This is a genomic window from Gottfriedia acidiceleris (genome assembly GCF_004138285.1).
GTDB classification, from domain to species: Bacteria; Bacillota; Bacilli; order Bacillales; family Bacillaceae_G; genus Gottfriedia; species Gottfriedia acidiceleris_A.
The window spans coordinates 445735-471986 of record NZ_SCFN01000001.1 but is presented as its reverse complement, the minus strand read 5'-3'; the positions used below and the strand labels follow the sequence as shown (position 1 = coordinate 471986).

The 26252-nt window shown below is 28.8% G+C and carries 20 protein-coding genes; 1 reads left to right on the top strand and 19 read right to left on the bottom strand.

Translation table 11 applies throughout. The annotated features are described in order from the left end of the window. Positions 1 to 180: 180 nt before the first annotated feature. Positions 181 to 444: an excalibur calcium-binding domain-containing protein gene (locus EP747_RS02060; protein WP_129688309.1), complete on the bottom strand. Its 264-nt coding sequence runs from the start codon at positions 442 to 444 to the stop codon at positions 181 to 183. 456 nt (positions 445 to 900) lie between these two features. Here EP747_RS02060 and EP747_RS02055 point away from each other — a divergent pair, with 456 nt between their 5' ends. Further along, entirely contained in the window at positions 901 to 1380 is a 480-nt protein-coding gene (locus tag EP747_RS02055; RefSeq protein WP_129688308.1) for a hypothetical protein, read from the top strand. Between the two features lie 235 nt (positions 1381 to 1615). Here the strand turns inward: EP747_RS02055 and EP747_RS02050 are convergent, their stop codons facing one another. The 18 genes from EP747_RS02050 to EP747_RS01970 form a co-directional block, all read right to left on the bottom strand. Continuing rightward, a complete protein-coding gene (locus EP747_RS02050) occupies positions 1616 to 1975 on the bottom strand; it encodes a hypothetical protein (RefSeq protein ID WP_129688307.1) in 360 nt (119 codons plus the stop codon). A gap of 171 nt (positions 1976 to 2146) precedes the next feature. Further along, positions 2147 to 2425 (bottom strand): hypothetical protein, encoded by a 279-nt coding sequence (locus EP747_RS02045; protein ID WP_129688306.1) that lies wholly within the window; start codon positions 2423 to 2425, stop codon positions 2147 to 2149. Next, positions 2422 to 2679 carry a hypothetical protein gene (locus EP747_RS02040; RefSeq protein WP_205753796.1) on the bottom strand — a complete coding sequence of 86 codons (258 nt, stop codon included), beginning with the start codon at positions 2677 to 2679 and terminating at the stop codon, positions 2422 to 2424. The genes EP747_RS02045 and EP747_RS02040 overlap by 4 nt, the downstream gene beginning before the upstream one ends. A gap of 216 nt (positions 2680 to 2895) precedes the next feature. Next, the gene (locus EP747_RS02035) at positions 2896 to 3534 is read right to left on the bottom strand and encodes a hypothetical protein (RefSeq protein WP_129688305.1); all 639 of its coding nucleotides are present in this window, start codon (positions 3532 to 3534) and stop codon (positions 2896 to 2898) included. Positions 3535 to 3595: 61 nt separating this feature from the next. After that, positions 3596 to 4189 (bottom strand): hypothetical protein, encoded by a 594-nt coding sequence (locus EP747_RS02030; RefSeq protein ID WP_129688304.1) that lies wholly within the window; start codon positions 4187 to 4189, stop codon positions 3596 to 3598. A gap of 248 nt (positions 4190 to 4437) precedes the next feature. Next, a complete protein-coding gene (locus EP747_RS02025) occupies positions 4438 to 5289 on the bottom strand; it encodes a DUF6997 domain-containing protein (RefSeq protein WP_129688303.1) in 852 nt (283 codons plus the stop codon). Between the two features lie 226 nt (positions 5290 to 5515). Further along, positions 5516 to 10597, bottom strand: coding sequence for an FtsK/SpoIIIE domain-containing protein (locus tag EP747_RS02020; protein ID WP_129688302.1), 5082 nt, complete (start codon positions 10595 to 10597; stop codon positions 5516 to 5518). Then, positions 10594 to 12159, bottom strand: coding sequence for a hypothetical protein (locus tag EP747_RS02015; protein WP_129688301.1), 1566 nt, complete (start codon positions 12157 to 12159; stop codon positions 10594 to 10596). The genes EP747_RS02020 and EP747_RS02015 overlap by 4 nt, the downstream gene beginning before the upstream one ends. Before the next feature lie 15 nt (positions 12160 to 12174). Next, positions 12175 to 13860 (bottom strand): hypothetical protein, encoded by a 1686-nt coding sequence (locus EP747_RS02010; protein ID WP_129688300.1) that lies wholly within the window; start codon positions 13858 to 13860, stop codon positions 12175 to 12177. A gap of 203 nt (positions 13861 to 14063) precedes the next feature. Continuing rightward, entirely contained in the window at positions 14064 to 14909 is an 846-nt protein-coding gene (locus EP747_RS02005) for a hypothetical protein (protein ID WP_129688299.1), read from the bottom strand. Between the two features lie 13 nt (positions 14910 to 14922). Next, a complete protein-coding gene (locus tag EP747_RS02000; RefSeq protein WP_129688298.1) occupies positions 14923 to 18366 on the bottom strand; it encodes a hypothetical protein in 3444 nt (1147 codons plus the stop codon). Then, positions 18356 to 19234: a DUF4007 family protein gene (locus EP747_RS01995; protein WP_129688297.1), complete on the bottom strand. Its 879-nt coding sequence runs from the start codon at positions 19232 to 19234 to the stop codon at positions 18356 to 18358. Before EP747_RS01995 ends, EP747_RS02000 begins: the two co-directional genes overlap by 11 nt. A gap of 321 nt (positions 19235 to 19555) precedes the next feature. Next, on the bottom strand, positions 19556 to 20593 hold the full coding sequence (locus EP747_RS01990) for a hypothetical protein (RefSeq protein WP_129688296.1): 1038 nt from the start codon (positions 20591 to 20593) through the stop codon (positions 19556 to 19558). 9 nt (positions 20594 to 20602) lie between these two features. After that, complete coding sequence (locus EP747_RS01985; protein WP_129688295.1) at positions 20603 to 21121, bottom strand: hypothetical protein; 519 nt, start codon at positions 21119 to 21121, stop codon at positions 20603 to 20605. Next, the gene (locus EP747_RS01980; protein ID WP_129688294.1) at positions 21121 to 23112 is read right to left on the bottom strand and encodes an AAA family ATPase; all 1992 of its coding nucleotides are present in this window, start codon (positions 23110 to 23112) and stop codon (positions 21121 to 21123) included. The genes EP747_RS01985 and EP747_RS01980 overlap by 1 nt, the downstream gene beginning before the upstream one ends. A 14-nt stretch (positions 23113 to 23126) precedes the next feature. Beyond that, on the bottom strand, positions 23127 to 23297 hold the full coding sequence (locus EP747_RS24120) for a hypothetical protein (protein ID WP_165346796.1): 171 nt from the start codon (positions 23295 to 23297) through the stop codon (positions 23127 to 23129). Further along, positions 23284 to 25455 (bottom strand): DEAD/DEAH box helicase family protein, encoded by a 2172-nt coding sequence (locus tag EP747_RS01975; RefSeq protein WP_129688293.1) that lies wholly within the window; start codon positions 25453 to 25455, stop codon positions 23284 to 23286. The genes EP747_RS24120 and EP747_RS01975 overlap by 14 nt, the downstream gene beginning before the upstream one ends. Before the next feature lie 328 nt (positions 25456 to 25783). Next, entirely contained in the window at positions 25784 to 26005 is a 222-nt protein-coding gene (locus EP747_RS01970) for a hypothetical protein (protein ID WP_129688292.1), read from the bottom strand. Positions 26006 to 26252 lie beyond the last annotated feature (247 nt).

The window sequence follows — 26252 nt, the reverse complement described above, 5'->3', positions numbered from 1 at the left end:
ATGTGATAATAAATTGAAGATTTCAGAAAAAAAAAAATACAGTCTTCAAAAATTTGAAGACTGCAATAATACTTTAAAATAGTATTGGTCACTGTAGACAAACTCCATAAAAATCAAGTTTGCCAACAGTCTGAGATAGTTAGTTCCTTCTTGAGAACCAATATTTTTTACTTCTTAAACTTATCTTTCACACGCTATTAAATCTTTGTCTCGATCCATTTTTTTATTAGCGTCATATAGAGCTTTTGATGCATACGGTTTATATTTAGTTTTACCGCCTTTATTTTTAACGGATGAACTACGGGCAACTCCACCCTTGTATACTTTGTTCAATTCAGTACAGTTTTTAAATGTTTTCACAGCTGCACTAGCATCATCAGTTGAAATAATTGAATAACTTTGAATAAGTCCAATTGTAAGAATACCAATAACAAGTTTTTTCATCTGTAATAACTCCAATCTATTTTTTTGTAACAAATGCTACCTAATTTAAAACATTTTTTAGTAAATAAATACGATTAATAGATTTCAAATCTACCTCTTAATCTATTTATAAGTTTAGCATAGAAAACCTTGTTATTTTAGTTAAAATGTACCAGATTTATTTAGGGAGTATTTACTAACTTTAATAAACCTACTCAAAAATTGAGTAGGTCTTTCGCATAACCGCATTTTATAAAAGTGGTAAAATTTTCATATTTTTGTAATATTTTAGTGAAAAAATACAGATTACACTCTGTTAATATTATTTTATAGAGATATTAATTGAGAAATTTTTTTTATAGATTAATTGAATTTAGCCTGAAGTGGTCATTATCTCTATATAAAATCTCAGTGGGAAGGTTAAGATGGATTCTCCTAGCTATTCCTAATGTTAAAGCCATGTTATCGAGGTGGAAAATGAAAAAGTTATTTATATTTATATCTCTAAGTAGTATCTTGATTTTGTTGGAATGTAATAGTGAAAAAAATCTAAAAAGCACATCTTTAAATTCGATTACGATAAATAATATAAAAATATATGATAATATCGACGATGTAGATCTAAGTGGGTATGTTAAAAGTAATCGATTTTCAGAAGAGAATGCAAAATATTGCTTTGAAAATTTAGTAATCGATATAAATAAAAAAAATCAAGTAAATTATTTATTTGGCTTTTATAGTGAAAACAAGGTAATTATAAATGGTAAATCTAATTTAAAATATATCAGTGATATTACTGAATTACTTAAGAATAATTTCAATGAAGCTTGGGAAGATAGAGGACAAGAACTTAAGTATCATAGTTACTATGATAAAAATCAGAAAATAATCTTCAAAGTAGTATATAGTATTGTATCAAAACAAATAGTTTGGGTTGAAATTAAGTCAACTGATTAAGCTGAAGGATGAAACAAGAGAATAACTATGAATGGTTATTCTCTTGTTTATGATGTAAGACTACCTACTTGTGTGTTTATAATCGGAAATATTAATTTTGAAACTAACTCATTTGGGACATTAATAAAAGAAAATTAGGGAAAAGTTCATTTCACTAATTAACCTGGATTGATAGATTCAGCCCTATTGTTTTATTACTTCGATCTTGTTACCTTTAAAATCAAAGCTTACTTTATCATATCCTTTCCTCCCAATACTCATCTACATAATTAATTGGCGAAGGGTTTATTACATAAGGCTTTGATAGTTCCCCTCCCTTAGAAATCACACTTTCAGAAAAAGTCGCACAGTTATTAGAAGTTAACGCATAGGGCTCTCTATTTTTCTTGTACTCCTTATATTCCGGGTTTGATTCCTTTAATTTGCTCATTGCAAAGTTTTCCATATTATCAAAATTTAAGTTCTTAAAATACGAAGCATCAATTTTTCCGTCTTGACCCGAGTCATGAGATAAAGCTGATTCTGGATAAACAATAAGTAATGCCTCTCCATCATTAATCGACTGCGGTTGATTTAGAGTGTAATTTGTAAGCAACTTTTGAATTTGTTACTTTGCTGCTATTTCCAAGTGCTTTCTTGGTTAAAACCTTTTCTTTGTTATCCATTTGTTACCAGCCTCTCACTTATCTGGAGGCTCTTTATCACTAAAAAAGCAACTAGGATTTGGATAGGGTTGACTAAAATTTTTTTACTAATGTTTCAATAATTATTCAGAAAAAAATTCTCCCCAAATCTCATCTAGATCTGACTCTAAATCACTTATATTATTATCTATTTCTTCAACATGATTATTTAAATAATCAACTTCACTATTTATTTCCTCTACACTAGACTCAATATCACTGATTGAGTCAGATACATCTAAATTGTTAATATTTGTTTCAAGATATTTAATTCTTTCGCTTGTCTTAATGTGAAAATAAAATATATAACCCACTAAACAAATATTCAATGTTAATAATCCAATTAATATTTTATTTTTCATCGTTCAGATCTCCTAAATCCCTTACTCTCAGCTTCTTCTTCAGAACAGAACCAAGCTTCTCCTTTACTTTCATCAATGACTGTTACATCATAAAATTGATCCTCTGTTAGATGATAAATCTTTTCTCCTGTGTTATAACTGATATTCCCTTTTATATTACAATCACTTCGGTCTTCTTTATTAGCTTCTTCACTACTACAAGCTGATGCCCCAATTGTAAAAAATATTGAAAACGGAAGTATATATTTTTTCATAAAATAAAAATTCTCCTTTACTAATTTTATATAGTCTTTTTTATATTTCTATTTTCTTTAAAAGATATTTAACTTAACTTTTTAAAATACCTTCAACGTTAATACGATTTTTTCCAAATTGCTCTATAAAAATGTGTACAGATTTCTCTGTACACATTTCTTAAAAAGTATATTATTTCGTTCTCAATATATAACGTTTTTAATTTAATATTGGAGTTATTGAAGATTAAAGAATACTTGGCCTCCGACTAATTCCTCATATCTTAGTTGTGCTTTTTCACCTTTTTTTACTAATTTTGCGATGTAGCCTTCTTTTTCATTTCCTACATACATTTCGAAGCTGAATTCTGGATTTGTTGTTCCAAAAATATTGCCACTGTATATATCTCCACTTTCACTAACCACGTTAAAATTCATAATTCCATCAATCATGAATGCTAAATCTTCTGTCTTTGATTCTACAAATTTTACTTTTACTTTAGTTAAAATCCATTCATAACCTTCTGGCGCAGGATCATTAAATTCGTTCATACTTTTTAATTTAGCGTATGCAGCATCTCCACGTACCACTTCTTCTACAGTCAAGTCAAACTTAATTGGAAATGAATCTCCATTGTCATTATATAATTCGTCATCGACAGTAGCAGTTTTCTTAAATGGAACTGGATTCGTTCTTGAACCTAATTTTGACTGTTTTGGTTTTACTTCTTTTTTAGTTGTTTTTAATTCTTCTGTTTTTGATGAGTCTTCTTTAACGGTTACATCTTTTGTATCTTGCCCACATGCTGACAATAATGACATTGTTAATACTGTTGTTCCTAATAAACTTACAAGCTTTGAATATTTTCTGTTCATAATTTTAACCTCGCTTTTTAATTTTTTGTTAACCTTACTAATTTCAAAAATCAATTCAGCATTATTTATCCTTTAGTGCATCTGGGTAAACGATTTTATCAAACTCTTTTTGAGTAGCTTGATCCTTTATTAAGATGGTGACTTTATACTCATTTGGATTTACTCCGTTATAAAGTTGATACATCATTCCTGACATTCCAAATGTAAATGCTGCGAGACCATCCATGCTATTTTCATAGGTTAATTTGTCTACAATCATAGTGAACTCTGAAAAATCATTGTTGTAAGTAATATCCTTTAGTGAAGCAAAATCTTTACTTTCTTTTGTTTCATTGACTGTTTTAATAATTTCTTCTCTCATACCTTTCATTATTTTTTTATGTTGAGACTTTGACATTTTGTAGGTTAGAGATCCGTCGGTGTTTTTTGTTACTTTGATTCCTTCTTTTTCTGCATCGGAAATGACTTTGTTGATGTCGTCACCCTCGAACATTGAAGCTGGTAGAGTTAGCTTTACGTTGAATAGGCCTTTATCGACGGCTAATTCTTCTTTTGGTTTTGAATTTTTTGTTGTTTGTTTTGCTTGGTTGTTTGATGAACAGCCTGCTTGTAGAGTAATTAGAAGTGCTAATAATAGGTAAGTGAATTTTTTCATTGGAATTCCTCCTTCAGTTTTTTTAGAATAGGGTTTGATTGATTAATCTTAACTGTTGGGATGGTCAGAAAATTGAGTGGGTGTTTGAAAGTATTGGTTCTATTTGGGGAATTCGTGTTTTTCTTAATTATTTAAACTTGAAAATAAAAAACCTACTCAGAAAATTGAGTAGGTCTCAGTTTAATATTAATTTTTTAAATAGATTTTTTAATTGGTTATAACAATAAATCCAAACTTTATAAGTCAATTTAAAGCTCTTGAAAAAAAGGCAATATTAAATGATTATGTTTAACAGGTTTTAGTTCATTTATTGCTCTAGTCTCAATTCTTGGATCAGGAAAACTACATTCAAGAATATGATAATGTAGCCCTTCACTATTATTAAATACCTTAATATAAACGGGGATAATTTCCATATCTTTTGGTACTTTACTAGCAATTGCTAGTATAGGATAAACTAATTTATGCTTTGCTAATGATTTATAGCTACTATTTGATTTTGCTTCTAAAACAAATACACTTTCTTTACCATTTCTTTTTTCAATAAAGATTGCGTCCACTTCAACCTGCCCATTGTTATGTAAGACTTCATAATTATACTCACTATGTAAATTTAAATTAAAACTGAAAGTTGATTTACCAGTTGAAGGTGCTAATGGTATCTCGTAATTATCTAAGTTAAGTGCAGCACTAATAATACCTGAAGCTAAACCTAAGTTTACTAATGTTGTTTCTGATAACGATGGTAGAAGATTAAAACCAAAAAGTTGTTTGTAACTTGCTGTTGGTAAAAAAGTAGATCCTTTTATATCTGTAAATAATTGCTCATCGCTTAGAAAGTATTCATCAATTATCGGTAAGTTAGGTTTAACTAATGCAAACTGTGTATTATTACTCAATGATACCCCTATCCTCAGTACCATTGTATTATTTTCCCTCAACTCTCTATTAAGAACCTCGTAAGCATCTACAGAAATAAAGGAAGCTGTCCTTTGATTGTTTATATTGTTACTTTTTAAATAATCTTGAAATGAACACGGTCCATAAATACTTTTTGATTCTTGAATCATTTCTTTTATTGCATATTTAAATACTGACATTAATGTTTCCACCTTTTTCAATTTCCAGCTAGTAAAAACAATACTCAAAAAACAAAATTTACTTTTGAACTTACCATTTATTATTTATTTGATAAGGATGCAATAAATATACTTCCCTTGTTATTAACAATATATTGAATTTAATTAATAAAAAAAGACTCCTTAAAAGGAGTCTTCAATAATAAGTACCAATTTGATTATTTAGATGTATTAAATACTTTAAAGTTTAACCTTCAAAATATTTTAAAAGTGCCCTTCGTACTTTTGGAGTTAGATAAGGACTTTTTCCTCTAATTGTTTCACCATACACTTTTGCTAAAAAGTCACCTTTTCCTGCTAATTTCTCTGCACCGTCTTGTCCTAAAATAACGTTTGAAGCATGTACATCAGTCGCCCTTAAAGCTAATCTTGCACCTAAGTTATTTCTAATATTTGTATTTATAATATCTGCTCTAGGATTTTGTGTACAGATAATAAGATGAATTCCAGCAGCTCGAGCCTTTTGCCCAAGTCTTAGGATTGCATTTTCTACTTCTTTTTTAACATCGCCTTCTTGACTCATAAAATCTGCAAATTCATCAAAGACAACTACAATCCTATGCATTTTTTCTCCAACTTCAGTAACATATTCTTCAAGGTTTGTAACTAATTCTTTCTGAAAAAGAGTATATCTCTCTTCCATTTCATCAACTAACCCTTTTAATACTGTAACTGCTTCATTAATATCAGTTATGACACTTTGAGTATGGATTCTATTTTCATAAATTGTAAACTCAACCTTTTTAGGGTCAATAAAAACAAACCTTACTTGTTCCGGAGAATACAAACACATCATGCCAAGGATAATTGAATTAAGAGTAACACTTTTTCCACTACCAGTTGTTCCACCTGTTAGTAAATGAGGTGTTACAGAATTAGAAAAGTCCATTGTAATAACATTATTTAATGGATCAAGTCCTAATGGAGCTATAAGATTTGTTCCATTTATTTTTGATTGATGTTGTTTTCTAACTAATTCCATAAAATTTTCAAAATAAATAGTTTCAGGGTTTTCTCGTACTATATCAATGTTTATACCCTGACTATTAATAAATATGTGTGGTTCATTATTTAAACCTAACCATAATTGAACATCTTTTGAACGACTAGTAACTTTTGATTGAGGTAAATCTGCAGGAATAGTCAAGATTAACCTTATTACACTTGAACCAACGATGGAATCTTTAATTTTTATAAAAACACCATTTTGATTAAAGTTATTTATAAGTTTTCTACTATATTTATCTTTTAATTCTTCAATGGATGAATCATTTGTATCATACTCAAGCTCAAGGTTGATAAGTGCTTTTTTTTCTGGAAAATCATTAGAAACTAATTTATCACCTTTGTTATCAACATCCACGTCATCATTGTCTTTATTGATATCTTCATTCTCTTCATCGTTGGTTTCTTCATCTACTTCTTCTGCATCTTTTTCTGTTTCGTCTTCTATATCATTTTCGTTTGTTACATCTATTACATCTGCATCGTTTGAATCATCATTTTTTATTCCTTCTTCAAAAAACAATTCATTCGAGCCAAATATATTATCTTTATCTTCAGTTTCTTCTAATTCTTCATATGATGGCATTGATTGCTCAGTTGCACCTAACTTCGATAAAATATATGAACGTGTGTAGATATTGTTCTTGTAACCTTCTTCTAAGTAATCTAAGAACACACCATCACTAACCTTATCAAATTGATACTCAGTTAAATTTGAAGTATAACAATATACATCAATCGCTCCTGTTATATTTACATCTAAATTTTCAATTGATACATGCTGTAATTCTTTTATTAACTTAGCACAATCAGGTGAATATGCTTGTCTTTCGATTAAGTAATGGACAAGTTCATTACGCCAAAAATCTGAATCAAGCTTATTTTTATTAAAATTAAATAACTTAGTATAAAGGTTTACACCTGATTTTATCTGTTTAATCGCATCGAATCTTTCTTGGTCGAAAATACGATGATTAATAAACTTGAGTTCAACCAATTCAAAATTTATGCTAATTCTATCATTAACTTTATTGATTGTAGTACGAACCATATCTGGTCTACGTTTATTACTTGCAAACCATGTAAGTTCGTCACAAACAGCCCAATTCTGAAGTGATTTTTCTTCAGTATCTGAACGATTTTCTAATGTAAAATAAGTTGCCATCATTTCATGGGCATATTTTCCTCTACCTATAACTTTTAATACCAATCCACCAGAAATATCTTTAACGATCTGAACTGCATTTACTACTTTATCTCTGTTAATATTTTGATTTTTAAGTATTAAACCTAATTTCTTATATAATCTATCGTAGTATGCGTGGTCACGAGTCTGCTCAGTTAATTTTCTTATATATTTAGATGATGAAGTGATTACTTTAAAATTTTTATTAGACCCCGCTTTAGATTTATATTGTACTATTTCAGCCTTCGAAGATGTTTTCTGCAATAATGTTTTATCAATATATCGATCCATTATCATAGACCAATTAAAGTTATTATGCATATAGTCAATTAAGGAACTGTGGGCTACATTTGAAATAGATATTAAATTCCTTAGCACGTTTATTTCTTCTTTATCAGGCATAACATTACTTTGAATGATATATTGGAGCTGATAGAAGTTTTGAAGTACTTCAGGCATATTTTCACTTACATAGCTAATTCTTTTTACTGCTTCGTCAGCCTTTAAGGGTTCTTTAAACGTTGGTTCAAACCAATTAGAAGATTCATTTACTTTAGTTCGCTCAAAATTATATTTAATCTGATTACCTTGTCCAAAATAATCAACAAGAGCTACTATATCAGAATCACTCATCTTCTTTTCAGCTTGACTAGCAATTTCATTAATATTTTTTCCTGAAATCACATTAATTTCAACCTTAGGAAATCTCTTACCCATCTCTGGTTTATTAAATTCTTCTCTTTGTTCAATCCATTTATTTAATCTATCATGTAATCTTGCAGCATTTTCACTATGAACTGTTAAATTTAATTTCTTTACCTTAGTCTTCTTAAATAATTCATCTATAGATTTAGTAACTAGTTCCGCACTTTGACAATAAAGAAACAAAACCTCTAAACCATCTTTTGCATACGGATATACTTCAAAATAATTCTTTACAACTTTTACTAATTCATCTGAAAACTCTTTAGCTAAATAATCTGCGTTTTCTGATGGGTGAGTATTTAGAATAAATCGACCTTCTCCACCGATTTCCTTTGTTTCAATTAAAAACGAATCGTCTCCATTACTCGAAAAGTAACGAGGGGATAGACTACTTGTTTTTTCAACTACAAATTCTAGATATTCTTCTAGCTTTTCTACTTCAAGATTTCCTTCAGCTGCCTTACATATCCAATCGAATAACTGATCTTGAATATAATAAAAACGTTTTATATATGAAATTAATCTAATTGGGTTAAATAAAGTTACAATTCTTTCATAAGGTATTCCAGTTTCATTCTTTTGATTTTCATACGTATCAATGGTGCCAATTAAATTGATAATTTGATAGATATGTTTACTTACAGGTACAGAAGTATAGATATTTGAAAGGACTTCATTTAAGTCATTTTCAAGTTCATTAACTTTCAATGTGAAAATCCCATCTTTACACATGCATTGTAAAATCTTCATGTACTCTTCTAAGTAATGATTAATCGTTTGCACATTATTTTTTATATCTAAATCATTACTAGATATATAGTACTTTACATTATCATTTAATATATGTTTTATATCTAGGGTTTCTATCTCATTTTCAGCATAAACGTTTATATGAGGTATAGACTCATCATTTTCTAATTGTTGAATAAGAGAGTACAGATATAATTGTTTAAACGAATATACTTTAAATTTTCTTTTATTAATTTCATTTTCATTCAAAATCATCGATAAATTAAATACTATATCATTGTCCTTAGAAGTATCATCTGCTTCCTTTGGTATAGAATTTGATTCAAATGATATTAAAGGAATAACTGATGAAAGATTATTTAGATAAACATATAATAACTTAATAATATTTTCAGGTAATTTAGTATTATTTACTTCAAGTTTAAATTGTACTTCCCTTATATTTTCGTTCTCTCTTTCCTCTTCAATCATACTAAACGCTTCATGAAGTAAAGCAAATGTTAAATCTTCATATTCAGAAGGATTTCTTCGCTTTTCGATTAAACGATTAAGTTTCTTCACCAGACCCGGCTGTGTATCCAATATCTCTTCAAATTCATCAACAAAATCTTGAATCAATTCAACATCTGTTCCATTCTCTATTTCTTCTATACCTTCTTTAAATTTTTCAACTTGATCGTTATTAACATCTGTTTGATTATTCTCTAAGACATTCTCAAGTTGATTAATTAGAGTGGGTTGTTTTATTGTAAATTTAAAAATTTTCTCAGCAAGTTCAATATCATATTTTAGAAACTCTTTGTTCTTTTGGTTAATAAAATCAATAGCTTCTTCTCTAAATTTTTCAGGATCTACCTTTGTCCAAATCTCTTCGCCATCCCAATTAATTTTTTCTTCTTCTTCCAAGAAACTATAGAGATTATTTTGTAGTTTTTCTTGATCTAAACTTCTAGCTCCATCACGCAGATTTGCCAATGAAAAATTCTTTTTCATCCTATTAATATTAGTAGTATTAATTTGTAACTTTGCATCTGAAAATAGATTCACATAAGGTAAATATTTTTGAATCTTTTCAATTATTGATGGAGAAGGATCAGTAACTACATTAACAAGAAAACTTAATACATTTCTAAGCTGTGGTTCAGATATCTTGTTATATAACTCAAGAAAAGTTTTAAGTGTCTTAATTTCCTCAGATGCAACTACTCCGTTTTGTGACAATACTTCATACATTGCATCTAAACCAGGTTTAGACATCAAATAAGCTTCATCAATTGTAAATAAATTTTCTAAGCTTTGACCTTCAGGTGTTGTTTCATTAATTAATAAGATCAAAGCTTGATTAGTCTTTGTATTATTTCGTAACCAAGTACTTGTTTCGTGTTCCTTGTATGAAAAAATTTCTAACCCTTTAATTGGTGTCATCGTTCTTATTATTGGTTCATAATATGCCTTTAGTTCAGTGAAATCTTTTTCTAATTGCGTTAACACATTAATAAAGTTTTCTTTAGTTAGTCCATTAATCTTAATAAAAAGTTTTTCTGTATGATCTTTCTTTTGCTCTATAAAGTGATTTTTTAATAATTGACATAACCATTTCCCTAATAATTGATGTTCATTCATGAAATTACCACACTTTCTGATGCATCATATGGATTTTTTATCATAGCTGTTGCATCTGAATATTCCACTAATAATCCGTTTTTCTTTAGTTTTTCACGAAGTGCTAATTCATTTTTCTGAAAATATCTTATATTTAATCTAGAGTTTTCGTAAATTTCACTTTCACGTGCCTGTTTCACACCAATTACAAAACCATATAACTCATATATTTTTTCTAAGAAATCACTAAACTCAATTGAACAATTTGGCTCAACATTACTAAATACTAGAGTTTGTAAAAATGTGTCTGTCATTGAATATCTGTAATTTGTTCCAGTTTTATAATTACCAATTCCACCATCACGTGCGAGAATTCTAACAATACTTAATTGATGGCGTTTTAACTGATCTGAAACTACTTCCTTAACTGTATTAAACAGCTTTGTCATTACGTCATTATAATCTTTACATTGTTTTAATGTCTTAATAACTGGTTGTTTTCTAGTACGTAATTTACTAAGACCCATAAATTCAAGAAAATTTTCTGGATCCTTTTTCCATATTTCTAGATTGTCATTTATGTTTTCTATTTCACCAATTTTTGACTTGAAAATATCTTTAAAATAATCTTCAAATTTATTCTTTATTAATAATTCATTATTTTTAAATGTGTTAGATGATATATTTAATATTTGATTTACTTGACCATCTAAACAATCAAAGAAAAATAGTATATTTTCGCTCTTTTCATTCTTAGCTCGGTCATAAATATATCTCATTATTTGAAAATTAATTAAACTAGTAAGTAGTCTAAACATTTCGTATATATCAACGTTTATGTCCATTAATTGATTTAATTCTTTTGCAAATGAATAAAAAAGTGGGTTATTATGAGTATCTTTGGGCAAACTTGGTGCAGCTTCAACATCTCCACTGACTTTTAAAGGATATTCATCTTTTTCTTTTTCCTCATCACCTAACACCTTACAAATTGAATCAACTATCTTCTCCAATGACACATTTTTCTTTAATAAGACTTTTAATTTATTTTCAATTGAACTTCTTAATTTAGGATGACCTTCAGTTCCATATGAAAGCATTAAGTAATAAAGCTCCCCTCCTCTAGAAAAGAAGTTTCGCTCATATCCAATTGAATTTCCTTTTTTTCTAACTTCGAAGAAGAGTAAACATTCATGTAATGGGTAAAGTGTCCTTGCAAACCACGATCTATCTGCCTCTTTACCTCTTCCATCCACTAACGGAACTTCTAAGTTTCTAAAAAACTCTCTAATTACTTCAACTTTTTCTGGGTCCTGGATTTTTTCGTATAAATTTTTCTTCTTACTATCGTCTAATTTAACAATATCCCTTTTACTACCTTCTTTTACTCCTTCAAAGATAAATTGTCTCAATCCTATTGCTTTTCTTCTAGAATAAGACGGTGAATCGAGATTATAATTTGCTCCTACAAGTACATTAAGGAACTCTAATACATACTCCGGACCACGTTGTCCATCCGTAAATCGATGTCCCCAAATTTTTGCAGATAATTGTGATGAATATTGCTCCACGTTTGCAACCATTTTCTTCTCCCACTCCTAAGGAATTAATATTTCATCTTCTATAAATAAGCCTTTTGTTTTATCATAACGCAATATGTTTAATGAATATGGATCAGGTTCACTATCCCTAATTAGCTCATTTTTAAAAGTATCTATAAGAATTTCAACATCTTCTCTTAAAACATTGTGAGTGTCTCCACTGTTAAGTCTCATTAAATATTCAAATAAAGTAAGGTCTAGTGATAGTTCTACTTCATCATCGACTAATAGGAAAAACTTTGATGGCAAATGATCTATATCTTCTCTTTTTTTCTCGTCTTCAATTTCAACATCTCTAAGTCTATACGAGGAATGAATCATTAGATTTTCAGTTGTTGCATGCAATTCATTTAATGGTGCTACAAGTTTCTTTGAAAAAGCTCTATTCAAACCGTTTATTAAATCTTTACGAATTAGTGCCTTTTTATGTGCATTATGAATCATTTCTTCATAATCTTGAACATATTGAAATGGTAAAAGAGCAATCCTCTTCAGGTAATTTTCATTTTCTACCTCAAAGAACAACTTTCTTCTTAATTTATATATCCATTCATCAATTAAGTTATCATCACTTTCCTTATTATGATCACGGTATATATTCAGCCTCTTTTTAAAATAACCAAATTGCATATCTAAATCATTGCCAAATAAGTCATTATGCAAATTCTCAACTTCTTCTTGTCCAGAAATATCACCATTCATAATAAAATCATCTATAAATGATATAGATTGATTACCAGGATCTAGTTCTCTAAAAATCCTTAATGCCTTCATTTCAGAAAATGCATCTGTATCAATCTCATGACCGTAAAAATTTTGATAATATGGTTTTTTACTTTGTTCTTCAAGTTTCTTGTAATCTGCATTGTTAATATCTTTACACGTGTATCCCCCTGTAAGAATGTAGCTTATATGAATCAACATTTCCCTCATCGTTATATGTGTTCCTAAATAATCTAATAAACGATATTGTTCAACAAGACGCTTTTGAATATGTTCCCTTGATGTTCTATCGTGATTTAAATGGATAATACACTTTTTTCTAATAGGACAATTAGAACAACTAATCCAGTTTTCTTCTTTATTCCATTCAGTTAATACTTTGTCTACATACACTGAAGACGTTACGTCTAATAGATTAATTATACTAAAATCTGAATTATTTGATTTATTATCATTAAACCTCGCTGTAACCATTTGACGTAAGTATGATAAATCTTCATGTTGAGATAAGAATTTAGTTAATTTACCTTCATTAGCAGCAATAAGATAATATACACGGCTTTCATGATTAGAATTAATATAATTTTGTAAATTACTTAGTTCTTGATGAATTATATCTTCTTTTAACTCAGATAAATCTTTAACTATTCTAATTGTTCCTTTTTCAAATGTGATATCAATGATTCCAGAGTTTGGCCACTGAGTTAATTCTTCCTCTACTAATGAGTCATGAACTAATCGGCAAAGTCTAGTTTTTCCGTCACCAGCGTTACCTGTAAGGATAATACTATGAGGATTATCTCTATACAATTTCAATAAGTGTTCTTCGATTTTTGTATCAATTTTAAACGTGTAAGATTCCTTACCAGGGTCATAAGTATACTCATCATATATTTTTGCATGGTTAGGTGATAAAACGTTATATTGATCTAAATAATCAACAAATGGATTTCCGTACATTTTACTCTCCTCTATTACACTAATATTTTTATTGTTACCTTTTGTTAAAAATAATTAAATATAAATTATAGATTTTACTTAATCCTATTTGATTATAACAAAAAACCCATTCAAAAATATGAATGGGATAAATAAAATTACAGATATTATCTTTTTTAGTAAAAAGCTAACATTCTAAATATAAGATACTTTTACTATTATTTTTATGAGAATGAACATACACATGGTATTTCCACATCTTCTTTAAAAAGGTATTTTTCAACACCTTCTTTTTCTAAAATTTCACGGTATTGTCTCAAAGTATATGGTTTTCCATCTTTTTTCATCATTGATACATCTTTATCAAAATGTTTACGGAAGTTTTCTTCCATTTCTTCCTGTTCTTTATATCGTTCTGGCCATATTGCATATAGCATTGCATAATGTTGAAAACCACCTCGAACACATCGTCCTCCACAGTTTGCATGTGAAAAGCCTTTAAACCCTAATGCTGCTAAATCTGGACGTAACTCCTCAGCAATCGTGTACATTCGTGGTAACTTAATTCCCCAATCATTTTGAATAATTCCTTTTACATCTAAATCTTCTCGGAATGTATGAATCATAGGGAAACGAGTTTGAACAGGTTCTAATGGCCAATGTTCATAAAAACTTGTTAAATTTTCAGCACGATGTTTTTCATGTGGACCAATCCCAAAATATAAAATTGGCTCTAAATTATGCTCGTCCCTTAATTCTTCTAAATAAATTAAAGTTTGACGTACTTTTAATTCCTCTGAACATTTTGCCATACGAGCATTTCCTAAGAAACGATAATCATAAAAAACTTCTTCTGGCGTTCGTCCGTCAATTCTTTCGGTAATATCAATACCAATATATTCGGAAACTTCATTCATAAAACGATAATTGTCTTCATCTTCCCATAATGTATTGGTGAAAAATAATTTACAATTTTCTTTTCCATAAGTATTAACCGTTTGATAAGCAATATAAGCACTAGCAGCACCACCGCTAAACATTATTACATGGACTGGCTTACGTTCCGTCATTTATTCCGTCCCCCTACTCCACAAATTCTTCAATCAATTTATAAACCATATTTTCAATTTCCTCACGAGGAACGTTACGACCTGCATTAGTCATCATTCTTTGCACATTGTTATATATCATTTGTGCTTTTGTCGATAGATTTACACGCTTAATTACTTTTGTTTGGTCCCCTATTTTTAAAGTAACAATAGAAATATCATTTTCAGCCTTTTCATTTAAATGTGTAAAATCATATTTTAATTGTTTCTTAAATAGGTCATGTGTTGAATCAGACCAGTCTCTAATATTAACACCCACGTAGTAATAAGTAAACTTGTTAATCCATTCATCAATTTCTGAAGTTTTCAAAAGTGCGTTAACAAATTTGTTATTTTTTTTATTATAATCTGATTGATTTTCTGCCCATTCTTTTAAAAGCTTTAAATCGCTTATATTCGTTATTTCACTAATATCATTCTCAACTTGTTTTTCAAATTCACTTAAATAATTATCACCATAATCTACTAAGTTACGTAAAGTCTGTATTTTACCTTTAACATAAATTTTTTCAAATAAAGTTTGCATACTTGCTTGTGGAGAAATCTCAGTTTTTCGAACCTCAGTACGTAACCATTTAAAATTACTATTTACAAGTGAGGACAATTGAGTAATTCTTGGCAATTTCTTTAACCAGCTGTTCATCGCAGCACATAGAACTATTAGTCTTGGTTTTCCTTCTAACTTTGGGTTCTTATATTCACTAAATATTTCTTCAATAATATTAAAGAAATCTATATAATTCTCATCTAAATGATAATACACGTAATCATACTCACTTGGAGCTTGTACCATTTGATAAAGTTTATCTCCATCAATTCCTGGAATAAACATATCCTTATTATAAAACATTAAATCATCCCAACGATCCCTTAACAGAGAAACTAATAATATTGGGATTAATGGTTTTCTAATTGAAAATGGTCGATTAGTAAAAATACTGACAATTCCCTGTAATGTACCTTTTGTTTTATTTTCCAATAAGTCAATTAGAGCATCCCTTAATAATTTATAAGGTTCATAAGTAATTTCAGTAAAATTTAAATCATTCACATTTTTATTTAGATTATTATTATTTTTAAATACCGTAGCATAAATAAGATAATCCGGTCCAGTTCCCGAAATTCCAAAATCTTCATCACGGTAATAATTAATAATTGAATCAACTACTTTAATACCAGCGTTCTTTTGTTGATTTGAGATATTTCTTTTATTGAAATTATCATTATTTATTACTGGTGTTTTATTATAAATTTTATCTGCATTTTTAGACAAATGATTACTTAGCTGGTATTCATTTCTTACACTGATTTCTTCACCTTTGTAATACCACTCAATTTCTGAACTGAAATTACTTAAACCTTTTAAGAAATTTTTTATTTGATAACTTATTTCTTGATCAAGAATATCTAACTCTTCTTTCAAATGATTATCTTGTTTAATAAAATCGGTATCATTCATTAAATTTTGATAGATTATCTTTTCAAAAAGAAGCTGTTCTATATCAGTTATTTGTTTGTTAAATAGAGCAATAAAGACACGATCATTTTTTTGTGCATTTAATATTGGCAATAACTCAAACTTTTGATTGTGGTTATCTGTAAATACATAGTAAATAGTAAAATCCGATTCATTTGTAGGTATTAAATCAAGTTTATTTTCTAAAATATCAGATGCAATTACAAATTCAATATTTGCAAACCTAGTCATACTCGTTGCATCATTATACTCATTTGCAAAAATGTATTTTTTACTAAATCCACTCTTCAAAATTTCTAATTTTTTTTCTATATTAAGTACAGTAACTTTTTTTTCTTCATTTACAACATTAGAAATATTAATTGCACTTCCTAAAAATAACTCCCAGTAGCCATTTATTACATTGTATCTTACAACTTTAATATGACTTAATTCACTTAGAACATGATTTAATTCATTTATGTCAATATACATACAATATGACAAAAATTCTGTATTTAACTTTACTTCCTTCTGTAAACCACCTATATTCCAAAGTGTAATTAGTTTAATTAGATTAACTACATTTTGATTACTAAAAAACTCAGGCGGAATCTTATTAATAACTTTTTTATAAATTGTCATATATTCTATAAAAGTTTCTTCCATATCTACGGTCTCTATTTCAGGAAAGAAGTAGTCGAAAAGTTGATGCGGGAAAAACAATGTATCACTTTTTTTCATATGATTATTAAGTCCACCAGTTTCATTACTCTCTAAAAAAGTAAATAGTGTTCGTTCGTTTTGTCCAAACACACTTGATAAGCTAGGAAGCATAAACAATGATACAGGATGAAGAGGATACATACCTTTCGCAATTATTTCTTCCTTTTCTGTCTGGTTCATACTAGGAAATAAAGGGAATTTCCTTAGGCCATTTAATATAAATTCATAAATATTGTCAGTAATTGAAGTTTGTTCACTACGATTATCTAAAACGATTTGTTGTGCAATTCGATTAAATGTCGTAGCATCGCTTTGGATATAATATTGAGAAAAACGCTTTTCAATTCTTTGAAATTCTTTTGCGACTTCTTCGTTGTATAAACCAAAATATTGCCTTAAACTTTTGTGTGTAATTAATAGGACATGAAGGAGATTTGAACGATTGGTAATTTCCGCTAAATCTTGTAAGTCCTGCATCGTTTCATTAATCTTATCTCCATCTAGCCCTTGTAAAAACCTTCCAAATTCATCATATACTAAAAATAGTCCCACGTTTTTCTTTTGTAATTCTTCAATAATTACTTCTAAATTAGCAATAAAGTTTGTATTATAATCAATAACAAAAGTAGCACCAGCTGTTAGTTTCGGATAAGTTTCAGCAAAAAACTGAATAGTACTTTCGTCAAAATATTCTACATTCGCCATAAATTTTTCATAACTAAAATTTTCTGCTTCTAATATTTCGAGAAATTGCTTATAGGCAAATGGAAAATCCACTTTCCACATTTCAATTGTATCTAGAATTTTAGAACTCATCCCTGGTAATTTTACATTGATACCATGTTTAGCTAATTCTCTTAAAATATTAGTTATTACTGTTTGACGGAATCTACCTTCATTGCCTGTGAGAAGAATAGGTATAAATTCACTAGAAAGATGTTTAGAAGTGCTAATTTCATCTGCTATTAAATCATCGACATTTTGAAATTTCTTTATTAGCTTATCTACAGAATCACTACTTGCTTTTTTTGAAACAATCCCTCCAACGACTGTCGCTAGTAAAGATTTTCCTGTTCCATAAGGTCCTACTATGATATGGGCTCTATTTAATTCTTTTGTGAACCCCTGTAGTAGACCCATTAAAGCTGAAGCATGAGAAGGAGTTGGTAAATAGCGATTCAAAAACTCTTCTTTACCAATATCAAACTTTATGTTTACACTTGTCTTAAAACTCATTAACAACCAACTCCATTTCTTCGTACTCCTCTTTTAAAAATTCAATAGGATCTATTTCTAGTAATTTAACGCTATCTAAATTATTCGTACGAACAAATTGAATCGGATATTTTTTGTGCACTGTCAACTGATTTAAAGCTTCAATTATTTCACCTCTTGATAAATTAAAAACCTTTCCCCATAAGTACTCTTTATTTATTATTTCATCAATACTCAATGTATTTATTTCGTGAAGGTTTATATAATTTAATAGGACATAATATAAAGCAGTTAATCCGACATTTTTAACTTCCGGACCACTCTTACGTATAACTTTTTTGTATTCAGATAGAAGATTTAATTTCTTAAATGGACTATAAATCACATCTTCAGGATCAAATTCATTCATATCTTTTGTATATAATTGAATTAAGCAATCAATATCTTTTTTTAATGATTTTACAGATATTTCCTTTGGTTCTACGGAGTGGACATATTCTTCAAAAGCAACTTCTAAATCATCCCTTTTTACGATCGTTTCATTATATATATTAAAAAACCAATCAAATATTGTAGCTCGGTTTTCCGCATTTTTTACTAATTGATAATGTAAAATTGAAGCAGTATCATGAACTAATAATAAACGATCATGTTTTAATACAATTTCACCCAATTTTGTTAAATTATGGATCTTTAGTTTTTTATCTTCTTCAATTAGGTTCATTGCAAGTAACCAAAATTTCAAAGACTGCACCATATTTTTACCTAGGCCAATTTGCTCAAATGCAAATTTTTCATGAAAGAATCTAGGATCTTCCTTTAAAAATTTTAATCCTTTACTCGTCCATTTATCACGCAAGTAAAAACTTTGATGTTGTGCATAAGCCACATTCATACATCCTTTCGAAAATAATTCCTTTGGAAGAACTCTTCCAATGACATTATATACTATTTACTTTTACTAAAACAAAGAAAAAACTCTTCGTGTAAAAATATTTTTCAAACTTCTATGTTGAATTTTCTTCATTTATAAACTATTACATCTTGATATTAGTTAAAATTCTAATTACTTAATCAATAATCTCGGTAAATTAAAGATCAAGTTAATTTAAAATACCTTCAAACAGAACGTAAGTTCTATTTAGATGCAAAGTTATTATATGTAAAAGCACCTAGAAAACTAGATGCTTTTATATCTAAATATTTATAATTAACTTTCAGTTTCTATCCATTCTAGTAGTTTAAGAGGATCATCAAAAAGATCATCATCTGCTTCTTCCATTAGCTCATTCATATACTCGTTGTCTTCAATATCTAATTCGTCTTCTAAGTTAGATTCTTGCTCTATTTCAATTTCAAAATCTAGAAATAAATCTTCCTCAAATTCCAATAGTAAATTCTCTTCTTCATCAATTAATAAAAGTTCAATCGATTCGCTATTATCCACATAGTCATCACCGTATTTTTCTCTATAGTAATTACTATATTCTGATGAGTACTCCTTAATTCTTTTATAAGAATTGACTTCAATAGAAATATTTACATCTAATGATAATGGATTAAATTCATTAACTAAACATCCATAAGTGAAATATTCTTTTGAAAGTGGAAATACATAATACTCCCTTGATATAGAATAAAGAAGATCATAGTAAAAATTATACATTGTGGTCTGAACATGATTACCAAACGATAATTGACTTATTATCTCGAAAATTTTATTATCTTCATTTCTATAATTAAACCAATCCGATAAATAGACATTGTTGCTATATTCTTTACATGAGGATTCATTTACTACTCCTGAGAAAAGTATATTATTATCGCTGTGAAACAAAATAAAAACGGGACATTTAAAAATTTTGTTTATTATCTTAGAAATATTATGTGCATCATAACTTCTATCTCGTAAAGATGAATTTAGTTCTATCGCCATAAATAATATTTGGTTTGTAGACAAATCTATTAATTTCGTTTTCTTCTCTTGTAATTTATTATCTAGAGAAAATAGCATTGAAATAGTTTTAATTTTATATAAAAAGTCGTATTCATTTGGACTGAACAAGATATTCTTGTTTACATATGAGTATATAAAATTTGTTATATCAAGATTTTCACCATGTGCTTTTTGATAAACTGGAAATTCTAAAGCTTTAAAAAGTTTTAAACTACTAGTGAATAAATCAAATTTAGTAAAACTTTGAAGCACATACTCTACATCGTATTTTTCCGAATCTAAGAATGACATAATCTTCACCTAACGATAATTTTCGATTACTTCATTTATTTTATCATGTTTAACTCCCTGAATTTCTTCATTAAAATTTTCTACGACTTCATAAACTCTAGTAATATAATCTTCCTTAGTTGTGCAATCTTCAGTAAATTTTTCATATAAAACTTCTATTCCACCAAGAACATATGAATTAAAAAGCTTTATATTCATTTGATGTGCTTCGTTTTCTTTACCTTTACTATCATCTCTAAAAGCTCTATTAATTCTGTCTTCTACAGTTTTCCCAGGTGTTTCATCAAGAAGCATAATTAACCTATAAATAAAGTCACATCTCAGCCTCTCATTTGCAAATGCATCTGCATAGATTCTTGCTCTGTCGGTAGACCCATTATCTTTCTCGCTTTTACGCCCATATAAAAAACCTAAGATAGCACCATTCATATAAACGTCAATAAAACGCTTAAAAACTGCTGCTTCATTAACTAAGAATTTTGTGTATGTTGCATGTTTTCCATTTATAGTAACATCATTTTCAAACATTAACCCTCACTCTCCTTTAAATAGGTTAGTGTTTCAGATTTTTTATCAAGGTAATATTTCTTACCGACGTTTTTCCCCATTACTGTTTCTGCATATCTCCAATCTTTCTCCATAACGAACATAATAACTTGTTCAGCAACTTGTGGTAATACTTTAGATATGTTGCTTACATGTTTTTCATCTGCATTTGAAAATGGTGCATCCATAACAAGTGGGTAAGGTTCTGAACTTAACGACATAGTGTCATTTCCTGTATTACTTACAATTTTCTCACGTGCCAAATCTACTAAACCTGCAATAAATGCAAAGTTTTTAACTGTTTCTAATCCTTTAGATTCATCCGTTTTCACTTCATCATCTGAATAAGCAGTTAGTAGTGAAACTCGATATTTTTCATCTATAACCACTTTTCGACGTCCATGATACATTTTATTAAATATACTATTTACTTTTTCTTCTAATTTTTCTCTTATGTCAGACTCTTTTTCCTTATAAGTTGATGAGATCCACTTAAAAATCTCTTCGGCATATTTAATATATGTCATGATTTCAATATTCTTTTCAGATACAGAAATAAGACTATCATATATTTTTTGATATCTTTCTATGTCACTAGTACAGGTACCATCTTCCCTGATAAGTCTATCTTTTTTGTCATTTAGATTTTTTAATCGTTGCTTTACATCAGATAACTCCGTCTCGTACTTTTGCATATTTTCTTTACCTTTTATTTGATCACTTATATAGCTGACCTCATCTTGCCAATCTTGAATTCGATCTTTGTATCTGTAAATGTCCTCAAATTTTGATTGTAAGCTTTTAAAGTAAGAAAAATTTGTACTATTATAGGTATTAACCTTATCCTTAAAGTTTCTAATTATTGTTCCGATTGATTGAGGTGGTAAATATTCAAGTTCTTTTTGTAGATGTAAGAAAGCTTCATTACCCTCACAGATTTCAACACCACATATGCACTTGCCACGTTTAATTATTTCAATAATTGATTGGGCAGTCATATCTTTTATACCTTTATCATCCATCTTGGCTTCCTTAAGCATATTTAAAGCTCTCTCCATTAATGGTTGCGCAAAAAAGTTCGTTGTGTTAGTATTAAAATCTTGTATAAAATTAGTATAAGTTGACTCTAATACCCCTTCTTCAATTTTTATATCTTTTTCAATCTTTTCTTTTTTACTTTGCAAGCTTGAAGTTGATTGATTATCTCTTAGTATTGTGTCTAATTGCTCTTTACGGATTTCGTAGTGTTTAATTTCACTTTTCACTGTTTCTATTTGTTCTGCAATACCTTCTTTTTTCTTTTGTTCACTATGAACTCGAGCAAGAGCTTGTGCAGCTCTTTCATTTCCACCGACATCCATACTAGCTGTTAATTTTCCTATAACACTAGACTTAAGGTTTTTGTTACCTAAATGTTTCATTGCGCTGTCAAGAACAGTTAATCCTAATAACCCTTTTACAGAATCTGTTACATCAGCTTTTGAACTAATATTTCCAATTCGCTCTGTATCAAAGAAGAAGTAATTAGATAAATTTTTTGGTAAAATTTCATTAATTGTTTGTTCTACATGGATTTGCTTAATAGGTTCAATTTGTCCATCAGGTTGTTTATAAGATACTTTCACAGGTTTTAACTGAGAAGGGCGTGTTCCTTTTGATTCACATGTATACTCTTGAGTTCTTAGTATAAAATATTCAGTTTTATCATGAATTAAATTAATTTCTACTTCTACAGTTGTTATTTCATTTAGGTTCAAACTACGAGAAACATCTAAGTTAAGTAAGAAATCTTTTGTATCAAAAACTGCAATTCCGTATAAGCACCAGTTAAAGGCTTGAAGCAAAGTTGTTTTTCCACTCGTATTGTTACCTAGGATAACAGTTACATTTCTGTCATTATTGGCTGAGAATTCTACCGTCTGTTCTCCTAGATACTGCCTAAAGTTTTTCATTTTAATAGATTTTAGTAGCATATACGAATCCCCCCTTAATAATTCTTCTTAACCTCATCAGAAATAATTTTTCGTATTATATCCACCATTTCAGCATCAGATTTTTCTCTAGTTTTTAGATTTTTATGTTCTAATCTAATAATGCTAAGTTTCATCTGATTTAATTTTTTCTCATCTATTTTTATTTCTCCATTAGATAAGGTCATTATCTTCTCCTCCTACCTCATTTAATCTATATGAATAGGTAATATCATTAATTAATTGGTCAGCTACAGAAGGATTTTCTGCTATTGATGCAAAGTCTTTCATTCTATCAATCTCTTTAATTGCTAAAGATCTCAGAGAACGTATTTCATCTTCAGACATACTTTCTGCCTCAGCTACAGAAACAGGCAAGGTAATAAAATCATAGATTTTTGCAAAGTTTTTTCCGGGATATTTTCTTAATACTCTACCTCTTCTTTGAACATACTCTTTTGGATTAGTGCTACTTGCTAAAATAAAAGCAGTTTTTATACTAGGAATATTAACCCCTTCATCTAAACACCTAATAGCAATTAATGTTTGGAGCTGTTTGCCAGTTGAAAATGCAGTTTTTAGTTCCTCTCGTTCTTCTGCAGATTCCTCAGATGTAAATTTTGATACGCGCATATTATATTTATTTCCTAAAAGATTTGCTACTATATCAATCTGTCTCTTTTCATCAGCCTGTACTGACCCTTCAATATAATCTGGATCTTGCATTGTTGCTGCTCCACAATAAACTAACATATGAGTATCATTTTTATAATCTTTAACAATCTCAGCTAATTTAAAAATCTTTTCTTGTGCAGCTGCAACTAATCTAGCCCGTTTTATTAAAATCATTTTGGCTTTATCACTTAATTTTAATTTTCCTTTTTTATCTGTAGTACAATATTTAATTACTTGTGCAGTCAATTCCTTATATTCAGCAAGCTCCTCTTCATTAAGACAGACCAGAATTGGATAATAATAATATGGTGTTAACTTATTACTATCAATAGCTTGCTTTAATGTATATTCAATACATTTTTCTCCAAAATAATTAAACAGCTTTTCAGTACCCTCTTCATCACCGTGCCTTTCGAGAGTAGCCGAAAGAGCTAATCTATAAGGTATTTTAGGATTTAACATTTTACTCAAGTGTACCGCACCAAAGTTGTGTGCTTCATCTACTACTAAAACTATGTTTCCTTTTAATTTATCTATTTGATCTTGAACAAATGCAGAAGAAAAAGTTGCATTTGTAGCTATAAAGCAAAAATGTTTTTTTACTCCCAAATTAAAAGATGTTACTGCATTTTTAAGTCTATTTTTCCAGTCTCTTTGTGTAGATGCAGAATAACCAATGATTGGTCTCATTCCGAACTTTTTAATATCTTCTACCCATTGTTCAACCAAATGCTGATAAGGACATACAATAACTACTGCTAAATTATTTTGTAAATTGTCATATAAATTTGCTATAGCTCCTAAACCCGTATAAGTTTTACCTGTACCAGTTGCCATATCGAATATGCCAATAAAGTTGTTTGCCTTCCAATTGTTGATTGCTTCATTTTGATAGTCATGTAATTCTACATTGGTAGGGATTTTGGGTCCTATACTATTCCCTATCTGGGATTCAGTTTCTGTGTTAAAATATTCTAATTCATCTACATTTTCATTGACTTTGTTTACTCTATAACTTTCAAATTTCTCTTTTGCTATTTCTGGAAAGTCTATAATCTGTACATTAGGTTCATTATTATTCCAAATTGAATAGAAATTTCGTTCCTTAGCTATTACACGCTCTTGATCCTGAGTCCATGAACAGAAAACATCGATTGATTCATAGTTATGTGAAAACGCTGTCATCGTTTCATTCATTGACCCAGTAAATGCTATCACGTTTCCTACCTCGTCATACATTAACCCCATTTTTTCATGGAACATTCCAATATGATTATTGTTTTCCATGAATGCAATCTTAATTTCTAACCTACCCTCAGCTATCAAATTTGCAAGCAGATTAAGTCTTTTCTCTTCAAAATTATTAGTCGGTGGAAGGATTGAATTCATCAGCGCCCTTTCAATGACTTTGTTTTTCATTTCATATCCTTTGCCTATAGCAATAAGATCATCTTCAGATAATTTTGGTGAAGCAATTAAGAGTATCTTTCCACCATTATTAACTAATCCAGAAATTCCTTTAGAAATTTCAATTAAAGCTGTTGATGAGAAGAAACCTACAGCACGTTTATATAAAACAGCATCACCTAGTAGAGGAATATAAAAATCTTTTACTACGTTATCCCTTGTAGATCGATACTCAGATTTAATATTTTTATCTAAAAATTTCAATTATTAGTCACCACTTTTTAAATGTAATAAAGATTAAAACATAAAAAATTTTAGTTCTTTGTCCTTACTATTGTAATAATTGTCATCTAATTTATAGTAACATATATAAATGTAACATATCAGAAATATTTTATTAGAAAAACTTGTAAATAAGTACTCTATATACAGTTGCTGGAAAAAATTTTTTAACAAAACTCGAACTTCCATTGTATTCACCTGTTACAAGTAACATCAAAAAAAGCAAAGAGTAATTAAATATTTGCTCAAATGCAATATCTACAATAATTTTATGTCGATAACTTTATATATGTTTAAAATTTACCATTTCTTATTCCTTAATTACTTCGATAAAGATTTTAGCAGCACGCATTTTCCCTTCATTTCCTGTCTTCTGCATCTCTTTTAGAAACTCCTCTGCATCTTCATATGAGTAAAATCTCGTAGCTAGTTCTAGAACCCCATCTAATACTTTTTCATCAAAAATATCATCCTCAACTACATATAAGTCTTCAGATGTTTCAATTACATATACTGTTTCTAGCTCTTTCATTGTTTAGCCCCCTTGAAATTTAAATATCAATATTAAATTACCAGCATTATTCCAAATCAGTGTAATGTATCTTGTAATTAGAATAATCTCGTTTTTTTAAAACTTAACTTTTACATTTTAAATTTATATAGTCGTTAGTAATTTTTTCTACTAATCCTTGAATAAATTAATATTGTTTAATAACTGATTTATTCTGCCTTAATTGTATCGCAAAGGATATTCAAAAAATTGAACAGGTAATTTTAAA